Consider the following 19,264-nt stretch of genomic DNA (forward strand, 5'->3'; position numbering starts at 1 on the left):
AATATAATATTATGGAAGCTCTTAATACTTAGGCGTAAAGATAAAAGAGTTTAACTTTTACGAATCGTTAAAAGTTTACTTTAACTAAATATTAACCTAAGCGTATTATCTGTCTTCCGATAGTTTTGTTTAATGAAGAGCAAATATAATAATAGAAAGTTAGAATTATACTATTGAGATTTAGAGTATTTAAACAAAAAGAGTACAGTGAATAAATACTGTACTCTTTAAAATATTTTATTGTATAATCTTACAAATTGTAATTTAAGCTTCCTGAGTGATATTGTTTTTACTAAACAACTCAGTAATTACGCTTTTTACATCTTCTAGTGTAGGTGTAATATCAAATACGTGAGTTGGTTTAAGATATAAAATGTCTTTTTCACTTTTTATTCTTTCTTCACCACCTCCTGTAATATTTAGCATAATACAATCATCAGCATTTACAATGCCCTCTTTTACTGCATTAATTAAAGTTGCAGTAGCAACAGATGCTGCAGAATGAATGTCATTACCTTCTGTTTCTTTAAAGATGCGTGCGGCTTCAGCAGCTTCTTCATTAGATGCGCATAAAACATCTCCACCAGCTTCTTTCATGGCATCATATAATCCACCAATAATTGGATATGGAGGTTTTCTGTTTGAAAGCACTTTGGCATCTATTTCTTCAACCTGCTTTCTGGCTTCATCATCATCAAGATGTAACATATCTCTTGAATCTGCTTTCCATGCATTATGGATTGGAATAAAAGGATGGTTTTGAGAAACCATTAACTTCATGTAGTTATTTCCAAAACGACCATCTTCAATTAAACGTTTGTTAGCTTCCCAGGCAGCAATAGCTCCTGTTCCACTACCTACAGCCTGAAAGTAATAATCAGGTATACGTCCAATTGTTGTAACAGCAGATAAAGTTGTAGTTGCCATACCATCTCTTCGAGCAACATTTTTGGCACCACCTTCAGCAATAAAACCATCTATTTCACAGGCTAAATTTGAAAGATAGATGGCATCAAAATAATCACTACCGGATTTTGTTACAACCAATTTAACATTGTCCTTTATAGGCTCATCAAACCAAAGAGCATTGATGTTATCTTCAGGAACACAAAGTAATAAAGGAATATTATTGTCGGAGCATACTCTGGCAAAAGCTCTTGCTGTATTACCAGCTGAAGCAACAACCAATACAGAACCGTTTTCTGTGCTTAACCTTCCACCAACGGTAAAGGCTTCTGTTTCTTTAAAAGAACAAGTACGGAAATTTGCGCCTTTTTCTGGCCAATATCCACTAAAAGTAATGTATAAATTATTTAATCCAAGCTTTTTAGCAAGGCCTTCACTCTTATATGTTACGGGTGCTGAAGATCCTTCCAGCATTTTATGTACAGGTAACCAATCTGCAAAACGAAATATTCCATATGACTCATCTTTTACGTCAATCTGTTTTTTTTCGTAAACAGCTCTGATTAGTGTAGGTTGTTTTTCGCCTGGAGCGTCTAAAGTCCATCCTTCATCATTGAATTGTTTACCTGTATTTACAGATTCCAAAATGTATGGAGTAGGTTTAAAATCTTTACTCATGGTGCATAATTTCTTTGAATCGCAAAAATATGTGTTTTGATTGTTATGAAGAAGCGGAATAAATAAAACTTGTATTATTTAGACCGTATCTTAGAAAGATTGGGTAATAAGTTTCTATTTCAGCGTGTTATGTAATTAATATATGAAATGAAAATGGCAGGAAAGAATTGCTCTCCTGCCATTTTTTATTCATTATCGGCTTTTAATTAGTTAGCCATTGCTTTTTGAACAACTGCTTTAAAAGCTTCTGGATGATTAACAGCTAAGTCAGCTAAAACTTTTCTGTTAATTTCAATATTTTTCTGAGTCATCATTCCCATTAATTTAGAGTAAGATACTCCTTCAATACGGGCTGCAGCGTTGATTCTTTGAATCCAAAGTGCTCTAAATTGACCTTTCTTTCTTTTTCTATCGCGGTAAGCGTAACCTAAACCTTTTTCGTAGGTGTTTTTTGCTACCGTCCAAACGTTCTTTCTTCTTCCAAAGTAACCTTTAGTTTGCTTTAGAACTTTTTTTCTTCTTGCTCTTGAAGCAACAGCATTTACTGATCTTGGCATTTTTGCTTGTTTTTAGAATGATTAGCGCCCTGCATTCAGGATCTTTCGGCTAACTTCATTCGATTAATAATTTAATTAATAAGGTTACGTCCTTATTATTTCATGTTTAATAACAACTTAACGTTGCTTTCGTCAGACTTATGAACAAGTCCTGCGTAAGTAAGATTTCTTTTTTGCTTAGTAGTCTTTTTTGTTAAAATGTGACTTTTAAAAGCATGCTTTCTTTTAATCTTACCGCTTCCAGTGATTGTAAAACGTTTTTTCGCACTGGAATTCGTCTTCATCTTTGGCATTGTACTTACTATTAATTGGTTTATATAATTGAAATTACTTCTTCGCTTTTTTAGGAGAAAGGAAAATAATCATCCTCTTTCCTTCAAGCTTAGGTAATTGCTCAACCTTTCCATACTCTTCCAAATCCTGAGCAAATCTTAAAAGCAAAATTTCACCTTGCTCTTTAAATAAGATCGATCTTCCCTTGAAGAATACATATGCTTTAACTTTTGCTCCTTCAGCAAGAAACTTTTGAGCGTGCTTTAACTTAAAGTTGTAGTCATGATCATCGGTGTTTGGACCGAAACGAATCTCTTTAACCACTACTTTAACAGCTTTTGATTTAAGCTCTTTTTGTTTTCTTTTCTGTTGGTATAAAAACTTTTGATAATCAGTAATACGACATACGGGTGGATCCGCTTTAGGAGAAATCTCCACTAAATCCAGCTCCAATGCGTCAGCCATTTTAATAGCCTCCGATGTAGAGTATACTCCCGGATTATCTATATTATCGCCAACAAGTCTTATTTTAGGAACTCTGATCGCATTATTAATGCGAAAGTTTTGTGTATCCTTTTGCTGCGAACCCTGTGGTTTTCTTCTATTCTGTGCTATCGCTAAATCCTCCTATAATTAATTAATATTAAACTGTTTACTTATTATCTATTGCAGAAAGTTGTTCTTCAACTTCCTTATTTATAAAGCTTATAAATTGTTCTATTTCCATTGAGCCCTGGTCTCCATCGCCTTGCTTACGCACAGATACTGAATTTGTTTCAGCTTCTTTTTCTCCTACGATAAGTAAGAAAGGAATCCTTTTAAGCTCATTATCACGTATTTTACGACCAATCTTCTCGTTTCGGTCATCTAAAACGGTGCGAATATCGGAATTATTCAGGACATTTGAAACTTTTTTAGCGTAATCATTAAATTTTTCGCTAATTGGTAGAACTACCACTTGCTCAGGAGTTAACCATAACGGGAATTTTCCTGCGGTATGTTCTATTAATACGGCCACAAAACGTTCCATACTTCCGAATGGAGCTCTGTGAATCATTACGGGACGATGTTTTTCACCATCAGAGCCCATATACTCTAATTCAAAGCGCTCAGGTAAGTTATAGTCAACCTGAATGGTACCCAACTGCCATTTACGACCAATAGCATCACGAACCATAAAGTCTAATTTAGGACCGTAGAAGGCGGCTTCTCCATATTCAACTATGGTTTCCATGCCTCTTTCCTGACAAGCTTCAATAATGGCGCTTTCTGCTTTTTCCCAGTTTTCTTCGCTACCAATATATTTTTCTCTGTTTTCTTTATCTCTTAAAGAAACCTGAGTAATAAAATCATTAAAGTCTAAAGCTTTAAAAATGTAAAGAATAATATCAATTACTTTTTTAAACTCATCTTTTAACTGATCCGGAGTACAGAAAATATGTGCATCATCCTGAGTAAATCCTCTAACCCTGGTTAGTCCGTGTAACTCACCACTTTGCTCATAACGATAAACAGTACCAAATTCAGCCATACGAATAGGTAAATCCTTGTATGAAACAGGTTTTACTTTGAATATCTCACAGTGGTGAGGACAGTTCATTGGTTTAAGTAAAAATTCTTCACCTTCAGCTGGTGTGTTGATGGGCTGGAATGAATCTTTACCATATTTTGCGTAGTGACCGGAAGTAACATAAAGTTCTTTGTTTCCAATGTGTGGAGTGATCACTTGCTGATAACCATATTGTAATTGTACTTTCTTTAAAAAGTTCTCTAAACGTTCGCGAAGTTTAGCTCCTTTAGGTAACCATAAAGGTAAACCTTGTCCTACTCTTTGAGAAAAAGCAAAAAGTTCAAGTTCTTTACCAATTTTTCTATGATCACGTTTTTGAGCTTCCTCTAATCTAACAAGGTATTCGTCAAGCATTTTTTGTTTAGGGAATGTAATTGCATATACCCTTGTTAATTGCTTGCGGGTTTCGTCACCTCTCCAGTAGGCACCAGCAATACTTAACACTTTAACTGCCTTAATAGGTTCTGTTGAAGGTAAGTGTGGTCCTCTACATAAATCAGTAAATTCACCTTGCTTATAAAAAGTGATGGTGCCATCCTCAAGTTCATTAATTAACTCAAGTTTGTATTCATCGCCTTTATCGTTGAAATATGAAAGCGCTTCAGCTTTGGTAACATCAGTGCGTACGTAAGCATTTTTCTGACGAGCCAATTCTTTCATTTTAGCTTCAATCTTTGGAATGTCAGCATCTCTAAGCACAACATCTTCGCCTGGATCAACATCGTAGTAAAATCCATTTTCAATAGAAGGGCCTATTCCAAACTTCATTCCGGGGTATAAAGCTTCTAAAGCTTCTGCCATTAAGTGAGCCGAAGAGTGCCAAAATGCATGTTTTCCTTCTTCATCTTCCCACTTATAAAGTTTAATGGAAGCATCTTCCGTTATTGGACGTGTAAGATCCCATGTTTGCTCATTCACTGAGATTGATAAAACTTCTTTTGCCAAACGAGGACTAATACTCTGGGCAATTTCCAAACCGGTAACTCCTGATTCGTACTCTCTTACACTATTATCTGGTAAGGTTATTTTAACCATTTTAATATTAAATTTTAGACTTTGTAGAACTTAGATTATACGAACACCTAACTCCTTACAAAATCTTGTTGTTTACAAAATCGTAATAAAAAACACGCAAAGATAAATATATTTTATTACAAGCATTAGTATACCCCAAAAGATAATTGGTAAAGATTGTTTTTAGTTGCTAAAATTTTCACTTCAACCTTTAATTAATGCTATTGAATTCAATAAAATATAAAAATATAGATATCTAAATAATATATTTGTAAAACAAATCTATATTCGAAACGTTTCTTTAAGCAAAATGTATCCAATATAAATGCTTATGTCTTTAAGTATTATGGTGATATTTAAATATGCGTTTCTAACTAACTTCTGGATACCGGTTTAATTTTAATACAATTATGAAAAGAAAATTAGCATTGATCATTGCTTTATTATGTGCTGTATTTATTGTTCATGGGCAGGATAAAGATCTTTCGATAGATCAGGCCAAAATTAAAGCTGCAAATGAAAATAAACGTATTCTGTTGGTATTTCAAGGCTCAGATTGGTGTGCGCCTTGTATCAAACTTGAAAAAGAAATATTGGATACCGAAGAATTTCTGAAAATTGCGGAAGAGCAGTTTGTAATATTAAAGGCCGATTTTCCCCGGAGCAAAAAGAATAGGTTGTCTGATGAAAATCAAAAGCATAATGCTGCCTTAGCAGAAAAATATAATCAGAACGGATACTTTCCATATGTGGTTATTTTAAATGCAGAAGGAAATGTATTGGGGGCTATGGGATATAAAAAAATGACTCCGCAAGACTATTTTGATCAGTTAAATGCATTTAAATAGATTGTTTTGAAAAAAATGTTTTTAACCATAGTAGCTGTTCTGATAGGGATTCAGGGGTTTGCAGATAATATATATAAGCAAACAACTAAGCTGATGGGTTGCCGGTTTGAAATTACGGTGGTTGCCCAAACGCAGGATCAGGGAAATCAGTTTATTCAACTGGCTATAGGTGAAATTTCGAGAATAGAAGACATGATTTCCTCATGGGATGAAAATTCTGAAACGGCTCTTATTAACCGTAATGCCGGGATAAAACCAGTAGTTGTTAGTGGGGAGTTGATTCAGCTAATAGAGCGGTCTCTTAAAATCTCTAATCTGACAGATGGTGCATTTGATATTACTTATGCATCCATGGATAAAATATGGAAATTCGATGGCAGTATGACTGAAATGCCTTCGAAAGAACAAATACAGCATTCTATAAGAAATGTTGATTTTCATAATATTATCATTAATAAAGAAAATCAAACTGTGTTTTTAAAAAATAAAGGAATGCGAATTGGATTTGGAGCTATAGGGAAGGGGTATGCTGCCGACAGAGCAAAGGCATTGCTTCAAAAACAAGGTGTAACAGCCGGAATTATTAATGCATCAGGCGATTTGAACACCTGGGGAACTCAACCTGACGGTAAAGACTGGATGGTAGCCATTGTGAATCCCTTAAATAAATCAAAAGTTTTTTCGTGGATGCCTGTTAAAAATAGTGCTGTAGTTACTTCTGGTAATTACGAAAACTTTGTAAAGTTTAATGGAGAAACTTATTCTCATATTATCAATCCAAAAACAGGATATCCAAGTAAAGGAATTTTAAGCGTTACAATTTTTACAATGAATGCTGAGATTGCTGATGCCTTGGCAACATCAGTGTTTGTTATGGGAGTGGACGCAGGTTTAAATATGATTAACCAATTGAACGGAGTTGAATGTATTATAGTGGATGACAACAGTAAAGTTATCAAGTCAGATAAAATTCAGCTTAGTCAGGAATCAAGTTTGATTAAAGAATAAGAATATGAAGAAGATAGTATTGGTTGCACTATTAGTCATGGGTGCTATGAGCTCCTGCGTGGTGCTGAAAGAATATGAAAAAGTGAATATTAATGACCCGGATATGGCATTAAGTGATAAGAAGTTTAAAAAGTTTGAAACGAATTATCAGGTCTATCGTGAAGGAGCATCCGGAGCTAATGGCGGAAAGTCTGGTGGTGGTTGCGGATGTAATTGATGTGGTGTATAATTAATATTATAAAAAATGAAGAACTTAATTGTATTGATATTATTATTGATCTCAGCTTCTGTTTATTCTCAATCTGATTCTACTTTTACATTTAAAAAGCGTGTACTTGAAAATACCGAAGTAGATATTTTATCAAGCTATTATAATCAGGAGGGCGATAATGCTTCTGTAATTGGAGGTATTGGAGATGAGAAAATTACAGATTTTACACCCAATATTATTGTCAGCATACCTCTAAATGATGATGATGTATTAACTGTTGATGTCGGATTTTCTACTTACACATCAGCTTCATCGAGTAATGTGAATCCGTTTGATAAATCGGGAGCTTCGCAAAATGCAAACAATGATATGACAGGTAGTCCCTGGGTGGCTTCGTCTGGTGCTTCACAAAAAGATACCTGGACCAATATATCAGGAAACTATTCTCACAGTTCTGATGACAGAAATAAATTATGGGATACGCATGCTTCTTTTTCAAAGGAGTTTGATTATACCTCAATTGGTTTTGGAGGTGGATATACAAAGTTGTTTCATGAAAAAAATACGGAGATAAATGTAAAAGGTAGTTTGTATTTGGATACCTGGAAACCGGTTTATCCTTCAGAACTAATCTCTTATGATGACGTAAATGGCGATCTGTATCGAGGATTCTTTGCTAATGCAGATATATTAAATCAACAGGGCATAGTTACTAATAAAAACAGTATCACTTGGGATCCGGTTAATTATTCAAAAGTTTCAGATAAGGGGCGGAATACTTATTCGTTATCGGTTTCTTTTTCTCAGATAATAAGTAGAAATGCACAGTTTTCACTGTTTTTTGACCTGGTACAGCAGAATGGCTGGCTGTCTAATCCTATGCAGCGGGTTTATTTTGCCGATAGAAGCAATTACTATATAGGTAACGCAGAAAGTATACCTGATTATGATACCAGAAAAAACAGGGATGTTTTTATGCTAGCTGATGATATTGAGCGTTTGCCAGGTACTAGGTTTAAGATTCCGGTGGGAGCCAGATTTCATTATTTTATCAACGAATATTTAACTGTACGAACTTATTACAGGTATTACTACGATGATTGGGGAATTACATCAAATACTGTAAACGTTGAAATTCCGGTAAAAATATCGCAAAAGTTTACATTGTATCCGAGTTATCGTTATTATAATCAGTCTGCAGCAGACTATTTTGCACCTTTTGATACACATCTCTCAACAAGTAAATATTATACATCTGATTATGATCTGTCGAAATTTAGTGCCGATCAGTTTGGTTTTGGCATATCTTATACAGATATATTTACAAAGGCAAAAATTGGGAAGTTTGGATTGAAGAGTATTGATTTAAAGTATAATAACTATAAACGAAATACAGGGTTAAAGGCTAATTTTGTGGCTTTTGGAGTGAAGTTCGTTAGAGAGTAAAACTATAATGGCATAACATTTATAGTTTAAAAAACTACTTTCTTGAATTAGCACTAAAATTTGAATCCTAGTGTCTAATTATTAGCTTTGTTCGCGATAAAAGTTTCTTTAATTAGTAATAAGTATTATTTACATATGTATCAATCAACAAAAAAATCAATAAAGAATATATTATTTTTTACTGCTTTTATTATTCCATTGTTTGTAACAGCTCAAAAAAAGACGGTTACACTAGAGGACTTAAATAAATATGCAACATTCTACTCAAAATCCATTAGTGGTTTAAAATCTACTTCAGATGGAAATTATTACACAACACTTGAAGGCGGAAAGAAAATTGTAAGATATTCTTATTCCAGTGGCAAGCAGGATAAAGTAGTAATGAATCTTGAGGACATCAAGGATTGTCCGATTGATTATATCCAGGGGTATGAGTTCAATAGTACAAATACCAGGATTCTTGTATATACTAATAGAGAAAATATTTACAGAAGAACCTATAAAGCAAACTATTATATATACGATATAAAAAGAAAAGAGATTAAACCTTTGTCGGAAGAAGGAAAGCAACAAGCAGCAATCTTTTCACCAGACGGAAATATGGTGGCTTTTGTAAAAGATAATGATGTTTATATTCATAAAATATTGTTTGGAACAGAAGCCAGAGTAACAAATGACGGAGAATTTAATAAAATCATTAATGGTGTTCCGGATTGGGTTTATGAAGAGGAGTTTGAATTTAACAGAGCAATGGAATGGTCGCCCAATAGTATGGAACTGGCTTACCTGCGATTTGATGAGTCAAATGTAAAGCAATATAAGTTTCCTCTTTATAAAGGAAGTCACCCAACTCAAGAAGAGTATGCTTTATACCCGGGAGAATATAAATTTAAATATCCTAAAGCGGGTGAAGATAACTCTAAGGTAGAAGTGAAAGTTTTTCATGTAAAAAACAGGACTACCAAAACCATGGCCATTGAAGGAGAAGATTATTATATTCCCCGAATCAGATGGACTTACGAAGATGGTAAGCTTGGAATTTTAAAACTGAACAGGTTGCAAAATCAATTCGACTTATTGATTGCAAACACAGCTTCAACTCTTACAAAGAGCGTTTTTACACATAGAAATGATTATTATATCGCTGAAGATGTATTGGATAATCTAACATTCCTTCCGGGAGGAGATTACTTTGTTTATGTAGGTGAAATGGATGGTTATAACCATATTCACTTGTATACAATGGCTGGTATGAAAGTTAGACAACTAACCAAAGGCGATTGGGATGTAACGGAATTTTATGGTTATGATGCCAATAAAAAGTTAATCTATTATCAGGCAGCTAAAGTTGCGCCTATGCAACGCGAAATTTATGCAGTTAGTCTGGATGCTAAAAAGAATTATACACTAAGTACAGAACAAGGAACCAATAGTGCTCAATTTAGTGCAACTTACAAGTATTATGTAAATAACTATTCGAGTACAACTACGCCTCCTAAATATACATTGCATGACCAGTCAGGAAAGCAGTTAAGAACTTTAGAAGATAACTCTGCTTTAGAAACCAAATTAAAGGCTTATGAAATTTCTCCTAAGGAGTTTTTTACATTTAAAACCAGCGAAGGTGTTGAGTTGAATGGATGGATGGTTAAACCATTGAATTTTGATGCATCAAAGCAATACCCTGTTTTAATGACTCAGTATAGCGGTCCTAACTCTCAGGAAGTTTTGGATAGATGGTCTATCGGTTGGGAGCAATATCTGGCTTCTCAGGGATATCTTGTTGCTTGTGTAGATCCAAGAGGAACAGGAGCACGAGGTGAAGAATTCAGAAAGTGCACTTACATGAAATTAGGTAAGTATGAGTCAGATGATCAGATTGAGGCGGCAAAATATTTAGGTACTTTATCATATACTGATGCTTCAAGAATCGCGATATGGGGATGGAGTTATGGAGGTTTCATGAGTTGTAGTTGTTTGGGTAAAGGTAATGGCGTATTTAAAGTGGGTATTGCTGTAGCTCCGGTTACTAACTGGCGTTATTACGATAGTGTTTACACCGAAAGATATATGCGTAAACCTCAGGAAAATCCTAAAGGTTATGATGAAAACTCTCCAATAAATATGGCTCAGGATTTATCCGGCAGATTATTTATCATTCATGGTTCTGCCGACGATAATGTGCATTATCAAAATACGGTTGAGTATGTAGAGCAGTTAATTCAGGCAGGAAAACAATTTGATATGTTTGTTTATCCAAATAGAAATCACAGTATATACGGAGGAAACACAAGAATGCATCTTTATCAGATGATGAGTGATTATTTAAAAAGAAATCTATAATATATATTTAGGCTTCAGTTTTTTTCAATATCAGAAAACCTTATCATTTTACGGTTATTAATGTAAAATGATAAGGTTTTTGTTTTAATTCCTATCTTTACTATTATCAATGTTTCGTTATGGTTATGCAAACCTAAATGTGTTTTGTATCTCGTGAGTAAAAACATTGAAAATCAATTCTCATCAGTTGAGCAATTAATATAAAAAACATTCATTTTGCATCTTTTTAAATATCTAGCGGTTTTTTATTTGTTCTTTTGTTTTGTCAATTCGCAGGCACAGGAAACCTCAATACAGAGCAAAGAATATGGTTTTTTTTATGAGCAATATTATGCCATGAAAAATGATACTTCCATAAGGCATGGCAGATACTACAGGAAATATAAAGGTTATGTTATTGAGCGGGGAACTTATAAAGATGGGCATAAAAGTGGGAGATGGGCTTATTTTTCATTAAATGGTATATTTGAGTTTGAATATGATTACAATACTCAAAAGGTTACCAAAATAGCAAACCGGCAAACTCCTGATGAATACTTTGAAACACCGGTTTTTTTTGAAGGAAGTCCTATCATCCCGTATGTATATATAGTAAATCATATTGATTATCCACAGGTAGCTAAAAACCAGGATGTAAAAGGACGGGTTACATTGGCAGTTAGTGTGGATAGTACTGGCCGCCCGGTACAATTGCGAATTATAAAAAAACTTCATCCCTTGCTGGATCGTGAGGTTTTAAAAGTTGCAAAAACATTCCCTCAGTCGTGGAACTGGATTCCTGCAACCTACAACGGACAAAATGTAAGTAACGAATATCATATCGATATTGAGTTTGAGTTGGTAGAATAATACTTGTTCTATATCGCATTCGCATAACTTTTTTATCTTTGCACTTTCATTTGTAATATAAAGCAGAATAACAGCAGTTATGGATATAGAATTGCAACTAAAAGGTAAAGTAATTGCCGCAGTTAAGGAATTATACGGACAAGAAATAAATGAAAACCAGGCTCAGGTTCAAATCACTCGAAAAGATTTAACAGGTGATTTTACAATCGTGGTTTTCCCATTACTTAAGATTTCAAAAAAATCCCCTGAAGATACAGGTAACGATATCGGTGAGTTTATTAAAAACTCCGATGAGAATGTAGCCAACTATAATGTTGTTAAAGGATTTTTAAATATTGAATTAGCTGCTGATTACTGGCTGAATTTAGTAAATGATATTGCAAAGGAAGAAACTTATGGCTATCAGCCTGTAGAAGAAACTTCTCCTTTAATGATGATTGAGTATTCTTCACCTAATACCAATAAACCATTACACCTTGGGCATATCCGTAATAACCTTTTAGGATATTCTTTATCCAGAATTGCAGGAGCAAACGGATACAGAGTAGTGAAAACAAATATTGTAAACGATAGAGGTATACATATTTGTAAATCGATGTTGGCTTGGAAAAAGTGGGGTGAAGGTGCAACTCCTGAGTCAACAGGAATTAAAGGTGATAAATTGGTAGGTGACTACTATGTAAAATTTGATCAGGAATATAAAGCTGAGATTAAAGCTATTATTGCAGAAAAACAGAATGAGTATGCAGCAATTAGTGATGCAGCTGATTTTTCTGCGTTATATTCAGACTTAAAAGCAAAAAAGAAAACCAAGGAAGGTTTAAATGATGCAGAAAATGAGCAGTTCAAAGCTTGTGAAGAGTTAAGTAAATATGCTGAAAATAATGCTCCTTTAATTTTAGAAGCACGCGAAATGCTTAGAAAATGGGAAGCAAAAGATGCTGAAGTATACAAAGACTGGGAAACCATGAATGGATGGGTTTATGCCGGTTTTGATGTGACTTATAAAAAGTTAGGTGTTGACTTTGATAAGATCTACTATGAATCAGATACTTTTACTGTTGGTAGAGATATGGTTTTAGAAGGTCTGGATAAAGGTCTTTTTTACCGAAGAGATGACAATAGTGTATGGTGTAATTTAGCTGATGATGGCCTTGATGAAAAATTATTGCTTCGTAAGGATGGTACATCGGTTTATATGACTCAGGATATTGGTACAGCAAAACTTCGTTATGACGATTTTAATATCGATAAAATGGTTTATGTTGTAGGTAATGAGCAGGATTATCACTTTCAGGTATTGGCATTATTGCTTGATAAATTAGGATTCAAGTGGGGTAAAGACCTGGTTCATTTCTCGTATGGAATGGTTGAGCTGCCTGAGGGTAAAATGAAATCAAGAGAGGGAACTGTTGTTGATGCCGACGATCTGGTGGATGAGATGGTGAACACAGCTCGTGAAATGTCGAAAGAGTTAGGTAAACTTGAAGGGTATTCTGAAGAGGAAGCTGAGTCTGTATTCAGAATGATTGCATTGGGAGCACTTAAGTATTTCATCTTAAAAGTGGATCCTCGCAAAAACATGACATTTAATCCTTCTGAATCTATTGACTTTAATGGTAATACAGGTCCGTTTATTCAATATACTCATGCCAGAATTCAATCTATTTTCAGAAAAGCAGCAGAAAAAGGTATTGAGGTAGCAGATCAGGCTCCTACAAATGTAGAAATTGGAGAAAAGGAAAATAACCTGATCAGAATGATCTCTAACTTCCCGAATATTGTGAAGGAAGCTGGTAAGGTATTTTCGCCTGCAATTATTGCGAATTTTGTCTATGACCTGGCAAAAGAGTACAACCAGTTTTATCATGATTATCCAATCCTTTTCGAAGAGGATGAAAATAAGCGTATGATGCGTCTGGTATTATGTAAAACTGTTGGTAAAACAATTAAAAATGCAATGTGGTTATTAGGAGTTGATGTTCCTGAAAAAATGTAATTGCATATAAATATATACAGAAAGGCCTGCAGTAGATTTGATATTGCAGGCCTTTTTATTTTATATAAATTCTTTATAAAGGTCTATTTCTTAGCTTTCAGATATTTCTCATTTAATAGAATGCTGGCCAAAATTTTGGGTGCAACTTCGTATCCAAAGCGTTTAATCTTATCAACAATTTGAGTATGCGAGGTGCTTTTATCTTTGAGTAAAGCTAATAGTTCATCAAGTTGAGATTGCGATAATTCTTGTTTAATGGCTTCGTCAATCAATTCAATCCCGCCTAAACTTGTTTTGCTTTTATCCTGAATCACATTTTCGGCTAAACCAAAGGTTTCAATTTCAAGGATAATGGTTTCAAGAACGTCGGCACATGTTTTCTTAACAGAATCAACATCGCCGGTGGTATCGCGTAACGACCAGCTGTTGTTTTGAAAATCAATGTCCTCAATCAGTTTCTTTTTTAGGTTGTCAGGTCCGAGTATTGAGTTTATTACAGCAATGGTTCCTTGTTTCCAGCTGTTTAAATCAAAAGATCTTTCGTCGAGTTTTCGTAGTCTGGAGTGAAGTAATTGTAATTCCTTTTCCATGGTGAAGTAGGTTTTAATAGATATTAAATATACGTTTTTTGATACATTTTACCACAGGAATTTTTAGTCTACTTTTGGTATGCAAAAAAAACACACGTGTTTTTTTAAAAATCACGTTACATTTTTTGAAAAACACGTTACATTTTACCTAAAAACACGTGTGTTTTTTTTAAAAAGACAGGAGTGTTTTTTAATGGCCAGGTAAAGTGTTGAGATGTTGGTTGTTATAATAAAAAAAGCCCGGAGATATTTTAATCATAAACTCCAGGCTTTAATATGTGATTAGACTTTATAAATTATTCAAATTCAGCAAAAGTCTTTTTAATAATATCTAATGCTTCTCTAAGTTGTTCTTCATTAATTACCAAAGGCGGTGCAAAACGAATAATATGTCCGTGTGTTGGTTTTGCAATTAATCCATTTTCTTTCATGGCTAAACAAACATCCCAGGCTGTTTTACCATTTTTAGGTTTAATTACCACTGCATTAAGTAATCCTTTACCACGAACCAACTCAATCATATCTGATTGAATGCTTTGTAATTCACTACGGAAAATCTCTCCAAGTTTAGTAGCATTCTCAGCAAGGTTTTCATCTTTAATTACATCAAGAGCTGCAATCGCTACTTTACAACCAAGTGGGTTCCCACCGTAAGTAGATCCATGCTCACCTGGTTTAATACACAGCATAATGTCATCATCAGCCAATACTGCAGAAACCGGGAATACACCTCCTGAAACAGCTTTTCCAAGTATTAATACATCAGGGCGAACACCTTCGTGATCACAAGCTAACATTTTACCTGTACGTGCAATTCCTGTTTGTACCTCGTCAGCAATAAACAGTACATTTTTCGCTTTACAAAGCTCGTGAGCTTTCTTTAAATAACCATCCTCTGGTACATAAACACCAGCTTCACCCTGAATAGGCTCAACTAAAAATCCTGCAACATTAGGATCTTCCAAAGCTTTTTCCAAAGCTTCAAGATCGTTATAAGGAACTACCTCAAATCCTGGTGTGTAAGGACCAAAGCCTTTGTATGAATCAGGATCTGTTGACATGGAGATAATAGTTATAGTTCTACCATGGAAGTTGCCTTCACAAACAATGATTTTAGCCTGATTTTCTTCAATACCTTTTTTCTCATATGCCCACTTTCTACAAAGTTTTAAAGCTGTTTCATCAGCCTCAGCACCTGTGTTCATTGGTAATACTTTATCGTAACCAAAGTAGTTTGTAATATATTCTTCAAACTCTCCAAGTACACTGCTGTAAAAAGCCCTTGATGTTAATGTAAGTTTTGATGCTTGATCAGTAAGAGCTTTGATGATTTTAGGGTGACAGTGTCCTTGATTAACTGCGGAATAAGCAGATAGAAAATCAAAATACTTTTTACCGTCAACATCCCAAACATAAATGCCTTCTCCTTTATCTAATACCACAGGTAGTGGATGGTAATTATGCGCACCATATTTATCTTCTCTTTCTATGTATTCGTTTTGAGTCATTTGAAAGTTGTTTTAAACTGTTATTATTTTGGTTGCTAAGATAGTAAATGCATCCTCCTAAAGGAGTGATAAATATCACCACAAAACGATTGTTACAGGTGTATTTATAGAGATGTAAAATTTCACTTTTAGAGTGCAAAATTCCGTGAAAGAAGACAAATAGTTACACTAGGAGGACTATTCGTTATAATTGAAGTTGGCAGTTTAATTATGCTTTTGTTTTTTGTAATTTTCCTCTTTAAATGATTTGTTTTGCATGCTTATGTAGATAAAACTGCATAAGTAATGCGCAGCTTTTAAAGAGAAAAATTAATAACAAATATGAATTTAAAGATGAAAAAACTAAAGTTTCTACTTCCATTGGTTATGTTGATTGCTATTCTGTCGGCATGTGGTAAAAAAGAGGTTAAGTACAGTGGAAATCCATTGTTTAAATCTCCTTTAACTGCCGATCCTAGCGTGTTGGTTTATAATGATACTTTGTATCTTTTTACCGGTAGTGATGAGCAAGAGTTGGGTAAAGATGGCTTTTTAATGAAAAAATGGTATGTGTTTTCAACACCTGATATGGTTAACTGGACCAACCATGGTGTAAAGCTTCAGGTTGAAGATTTTGAATGGGCTGCAGCAAATGCTTTTGCAGGACATTGTGTTGAAAATAACGGGAAATTTTGGTGGTATGTACCAATGGTGCATAAAGATTCTACAGCTCGTGTAAATGAAGGTTTTGCTATTGGTGTAGCAGTGGCTGATCATCCTCTAGGGCCATACAAAGATGCATCAGGTAAGCCTATTATTGCTGATACTACTAAAAATTCAATTGTTTTAAATATCGACCCTGTGGTTTATGTTGATGATGACAAACAGGTTTATATGTTATGGGGATCGTGGAACGAAGCTCGTATTGTAAAATTAAAAGATAATATGACAGAAGTTGACGGACCAGTTGAAACAGTGGAGGCTAAAAACTTTTTTGAGGCTCCATGGATTCATAAGCGTAACGATACGTATTATTTATCTTATGCAGCTCACTACCCTTCAACAACAGAATACTCAACAAGTAAAAGTATTATGGGGCCATGGGAATATCAGGGTGTAATTAACGATACTTTGCCAAATTCGCCAACAAACCACCAGGCTATTATTACTTTTAAAGGAAATGATTACTTTATTTATCACAATGCAGGTTTAGAAGATGGAGGACCTTTTAGAAGAAGTGTTTGTGTTGATAAACTGGAGTATGATGAAAATGGAAAAATCAAAAAGGTTGTAAGAACAACAACCGGAGTTCCTGAAGTAGAATAACATTCAATAGGAATATATAATATTAGAAAGGTTGCTTTTTCAGGCAACCTTTTTCTTTTTATAGGTACGATGGTTAATAACAAGGTAATCAGTAGGTAAAATTTATATTTACCTTGTGTAATATGTTCAATAAAAGATGGAACAGTTTTAAATGTAAAAAAAATCGTAACCTACACCATTAACTGACGTAGTACACTATGGAAAACTTGTGATAGCCCCCCCTAAAACAAGTTAATGTAATTCTTTTATGTTCATTGTGTAATGATCATAATGTAATCCATTAATTATAAAGGAGTGTTATATGAAAGAAAATCTGATTTTCTCTTTCAATGCAGATAATTGCGTTGAATGTCACAGGTGTATCTCAGTTTGTCCTGTTAAGTTCTGCAATGATGCAAGTAATGAATACGTAACTGTTAATCCGGATTTGTGTATAGGCTGTGGTAATTGTATTAAAGCCTGTATGCACGATGCAAGGGTTTATAAAGATGATTATGAGTTATTTATTTCAGATGTTAAACGGGGAGAACCGATCATAGCCATTGTAGCTCCGGCAATTGCAGCAAATTATCCAAATCAATATCTTCAGTTTAATGGTTTTTTAAAAAGCCTTGGTGTTGAGGCTATTTTTGATGTTAGCTTTGGTGCAGAGTTAACTGCTAAGTCATATATCAATCATATTAAAGAGAATAACCCTAAATGCGTTATTGCTCAACCCTGTCCGGTTATTGTGGATTATATTCAAATCTATCGTCCCGAGTTAATAACATATTTAGCGCCGGCTGATAGTCCTATGCTGCATATTGCAAAAATGATCAGGAATTTTTATCCTCAATATCGTAATCATAAGATTTTAGCTGTTTCGCCATGTTTGGCAAAGAAAAGAGAATTTGAAGAAACAGGTATTGGTGATTATAATGTAACGCTGGCTTCCTTTGAGAAATATCTAAAAAGTAAAAAGATTGATCTTGATAGATATAAGAAACGGGATTATGATAATCCGCCAGCGGAAAGAGCTGTGTCTTTTTCAACACCGGGAGGGTTGTTACAAACTGTTCAGCGAGAGATTCCGGATATTGGCTCCGTAACTCGTAAAATAGAGGGCTCCGAAGTTGTTTATGAATATTTAGATAAGTTAAATACACAGATAGAGGCTGGAAGAGCTCCTTTGTTGGTGGACTGTCTGAATTGTGAAAAAGGCTGTAATGCAGGTCCTGGTTCAAATAATCATGGAAAATCACGGGATGAAATCGAGTATTACGTTTCTGAAAGGAATAAGGAAATGAAGCAGCAATATTCTTCGGAAAAAAGATTTGGAAGAACTATTGGTCATAAAAAACTAAAAAACAACATTGCAAAATACTGGAGCCGGGATTTATACCAAAGAGGGTATAAGGACTTGTCGGGTTATAATGATTTAAAAATACCAAACGACCAGCAGTTTCAGGAATTGTACAGATCAATGAGTAAGTTTAAAGAAAAGGATCTTTATGATTGTTCATCATGCGGTTACAATACTTGCGAACGTATGGCCATTGCAATTTTTAACGGATTAAACAAGCCGGATAGCTGTCATCATCATACCTTGTATATGATGAGGGAAATGAAAAATAAAATTGTTGGTGCCATTGAAACCATTGAATCTCAAATAATATTATTGAATAATGTTATTAAAGAAAATGCCAGAATGGTGAATGCTGTTAATTCAGATTTTGAAAAGATTACGCATACCATTGTAAATGATTTTAATCTGATACAGGAGTTCACTAAAATTGTTGATACCATAAAGTCAGTTTCAAAGCAAACTAATATAGTGGCTTTAAATGCAGCTGTAGAAGCAGCCCGGGTTGGAGCGTATGGTAAGGGTTTCAGTGTGGTTGCCGGAGCAGTGCGAAAACTGGCTGAACATTCAGGTCTGGAAGCGCAAAAGATTTTACCTCATTTAGAGGCACTGCGGGTTTCTATTGATAATATCAATAAAGGCATGAATCATATTTCAAATGAAATAGAGAAAACAAATCATCTTTCAAATGAAGCTGCAGAAGCTATTGAAAAGGTAACGCATGCCACAACTCAATTAAGTAAAGACGCAAAGATTGAAATATAGAAATTTAGGTGATGCCCTTCATGATAAGAAAAATATCTATGAAGGGCGTTTT

Annotated in this window: 16 protein-coding genes; 9 read left to right on the plus strand and 7 right to left on the minus strand. The window is 34.4% G+C overall.

Annotated elements, in window-relative coordinates; genetic code table 11:
• Positions 1-264: 264 nt before the first annotated feature.
• The 5 genes from OM075_RS04450 to thrS form a co-directional block, all read right to left on the minus strand.
• Positions 265-1,584, minus strand: coding sequence for a cysteate synthase (locus OM075_RS04450; RefSeq protein ID WP_301189273.1), 1,320 nt, complete (start codon positions 1,582-1,584; stop codon positions 265-267).
• 206 nt (positions 1,585-1,790) lie between these two features.
• Positions 1,791-2,141, minus strand: a complete 351-nt coding sequence (gene rplT, locus OM075_RS04455; RefSeq protein ID WP_301189274.1) for a 50S ribosomal protein L20 — start codon at positions 2,139-2,141, stop codon at positions 1,791-1,793.
• A 95-nt stretch (positions 2,142-2,236) separates the two neighbouring features.
• Positions 2,237-2,434, minus strand: a complete 198-nt coding sequence (rpmI, locus tag OM075_RS04460; protein WP_301189275.1) for a 50S ribosomal protein L35 — start codon at positions 2,432-2,434, stop codon at positions 2,237-2,239.
• Positions 2,435-2,468: 34 nt separating this feature from the next.
• Positions 2,469-3,029 carry a translation initiation factor IF-3 gene (gene infC / locus OM075_RS04465; RefSeq protein ID WP_363321527.1) on the minus strand — a complete coding sequence of 187 codons (561 nt, stop codon included), beginning with the start codon at positions 3,027-3,029 and terminating at the stop codon, positions 2,469-2,471.
• Positions 3,030-3,066: 37 nt separating this feature from the next.
• Positions 3,067-5,019: a threonine--tRNA ligase gene (gene thrS, locus OM075_RS04470; protein ID WP_301189276.1), complete on the minus strand. Its 1,953-nt coding sequence runs from the start codon at positions 5,017-5,019 to the stop codon at positions 3,067-3,069.
• A 389-nt stretch (positions 5,020-5,408) separates the two neighbouring features.
• Here thrS and OM075_RS04475 point away from each other — a divergent pair, with 389 nt between their 5' ends.
• From OM075_RS04475 to argS, 7 genes are all read left to right on the plus strand, one after another.
• Positions 5,409-5,846 (plus strand): thioredoxin family protein, encoded by a 438-nt coding sequence (locus tag OM075_RS04475; RefSeq protein WP_301189277.1) that lies wholly within the window; start codon positions 5,409-5,411, stop codon positions 5,844-5,846.
• Between the two features lie 15 nt (positions 5,847-5,861).
• Complete coding sequence (locus OM075_RS04480) at positions 5,862-6,854, plus strand: FAD:protein FMN transferase (RefSeq protein ID WP_301189304.1); 993 nt, start codon at positions 5,862-5,864, stop codon at positions 6,852-6,854.
• Positions 6,855-6,858: 4 nt separating this feature from the next.
• Positions 6,859-7,071: a DUF4266 domain-containing protein gene (locus OM075_RS04485; protein ID WP_301189278.1), complete on the plus strand. Its 213-nt coding sequence runs from the start codon at positions 6,859-6,861 to the stop codon at positions 7,069-7,071.
• Between the two features lie 27 nt (positions 7,072-7,098).
• Positions 7,099-8,511, plus strand: a complete 1,413-nt coding sequence (locus tag OM075_RS04490) for a DUF3570 domain-containing protein (RefSeq protein WP_301189279.1) — start codon at positions 7,099-7,101, stop codon at positions 8,509-8,511.
• A 135-nt stretch (positions 8,512-8,646) separates the two neighbouring features.
• Positions 8,647-10,854, plus strand: a complete 2,208-nt coding sequence (locus OM075_RS04495; protein ID WP_301189280.1) for a S9 family peptidase — start codon at positions 8,647-8,649, stop codon at positions 10,852-10,854.
• A gap of 336 nt (positions 10,855-11,190) precedes the next feature.
• Positions 11,191-11,703, plus strand: coding sequence for an energy transducer TonB (locus OM075_RS04500; RefSeq protein WP_301189281.1), 513 nt, complete (start codon positions 11,191-11,193; stop codon positions 11,701-11,703).
• A gap of 79 nt (positions 11,704-11,782) precedes the next feature.
• Entirely contained in the window at positions 11,783-13,702 is a 1,920-nt protein-coding gene (gene argS / locus OM075_RS04505; protein ID WP_301189282.1) for an arginine--tRNA ligase, read from the plus strand.
• Positions 13,703-13,785: 83 nt separating this feature from the next.
• Here the strand turns inward: argS and OM075_RS04510 are convergent, their stop codons facing one another.
• On the minus strand, positions 13,786-14,292 hold the full coding sequence (locus OM075_RS04510; protein WP_301189283.1) for a hypothetical protein: 507 nt from the start codon (positions 14,290-14,292) through the stop codon (positions 13,786-13,788).
• Positions 14,293-14,588: 296 nt separating this feature from the next.
• Positions 14,589-15,800, minus strand: coding sequence for an ornithine--oxo-acid transaminase (gene rocD / locus OM075_RS04515; RefSeq protein ID WP_301189284.1), 1,212 nt, complete (start codon positions 15,798-15,800; stop codon positions 14,589-14,591).
• Between the two features lie 333 nt (positions 15,801-16,133).
• Between rocD and OM075_RS04520 the strand changes: the two genes are divergently transcribed.
• Both OM075_RS04520 and OM075_RS04525 read left to right on the plus strand, forming a co-directional pair.
• Positions 16,134-17,105: a glycoside hydrolase family 43 protein gene (locus OM075_RS04520; RefSeq protein WP_301189285.1), complete on the plus strand. Its 972-nt coding sequence runs from the start codon at positions 16,134-16,136 to the stop codon at positions 17,103-17,105.
• A 301-nt stretch (positions 17,106-17,406) separates the two neighbouring features.
• Complete coding sequence (locus tag OM075_RS04525) at positions 17,407-19,212, plus strand: [Fe-Fe] hydrogenase large subunit C-terminal domain-containing protein (protein ID WP_301189286.1); 1,806 nt, start codon at positions 17,407-17,409, stop codon at positions 19,210-19,212.
• Positions 19,213-19,264: the final 52 nt, after the last annotated feature.

Source organism: Plebeiibacterium sediminum (assembly GCF_026013605.1).
In the GTDB taxonomy this organism is placed as follows: domain Bacteria; phylum Bacteroidota; class Bacteroidia; order Bacteroidales; family Marinilabiliaceae; genus Saccharicrinis; species Saccharicrinis sediminus.

Excerpts from the sequence above, each read along its gene's own strand:
- OM075_RS04450 (WP_301189273.1), bottom strand. The coding sequence starts at position 1,584 with ATGAGTAAAGATTTTAAACCTACTCCATACATTTTGGAATCTGTAAAT.
- rplT (WP_301189274.1), bottom strand. The coding sequence starts at position 2,141 with ATGCCAAGATCAGTAAATGCTGTTGCTTCAAGAGCAAGAAGAAAAAAA.
- rpmI (WP_301189275.1), bottom strand. The coding sequence starts at position 2,434 with ATGCCAAAGATGAAGACGAATTCCAGTGCGAAAAAACGTTTTACAATC.
- thrS (WP_301189276.1), bottom strand. The coding sequence starts at position 5,019 with ATGGTTAAAATAACCTTACCAGATAATAGTGTAAGAGAGTACGAATCA.
- OM075_RS04475 (WP_301189277.1), top strand. The coding sequence starts at position 5,409 with ATGAAAAGAAAATTAGCATTGATCATTGCTTTATTATGTGCTGTATTT.
- OM075_RS04480 (WP_301189304.1), top strand. The coding sequence starts at position 5,862 with ATGTTTTTAACCATAGTAGCTGTTCTGATAGGGATTCAGGGGTTTGCA.
- OM075_RS04485 (WP_301189278.1), top strand. The coding sequence starts at position 6,859 with ATGAAGAAGATAGTATTGGTTGCACTATTAGTCATGGGTGCTATGAGC.
- OM075_RS04490 (WP_301189279.1), top strand. The coding sequence starts at position 7,099 with ATGAAGAACTTAATTGTATTGATATTATTATTGATCTCAGCTTCTGTT.
- OM075_RS04495 (WP_301189280.1), top strand. The coding sequence starts at position 8,647 with ATGTATCAATCAACAAAAAAATCAATAAAGAATATATTATTTTTTACT.
- OM075_RS04500 (WP_301189281.1), top strand. The coding sequence starts at position 11,191 with ATGAAAAATGATACTTCCATAAGGCATGGCAGATACTACAGGAAATAT.
- argS (WP_301189282.1), top strand. The coding sequence starts at position 11,783 with ATGGATATAGAATTGCAACTAAAAGGTAAAGTAATTGCCGCAGTTAAG.
- OM075_RS04510 (WP_301189283.1), bottom strand. The coding sequence starts at position 14,292 with ATGGAAAAGGAATTACAATTACTTCACTCCAGACTACGAAAACTCGAC.
- rocD (WP_301189284.1), bottom strand. The coding sequence starts at position 15,800 with ATGACTCAAAACGAATACATAGAAAGAGAAGATAAATATGGTGCGCAT.
- OM075_RS04520 (WP_301189285.1), top strand. The coding sequence starts at position 16,134 with ATGAAAAAACTAAAGTTTCTACTTCCATTGGTTATGTTGATTGCTATT.
- OM075_RS04525 (WP_301189286.1), top strand. The coding sequence starts at position 17,407 with ATGAAAGAAAATCTGATTTTCTCTTTCAATGCAGATAATTGCGTTGAA.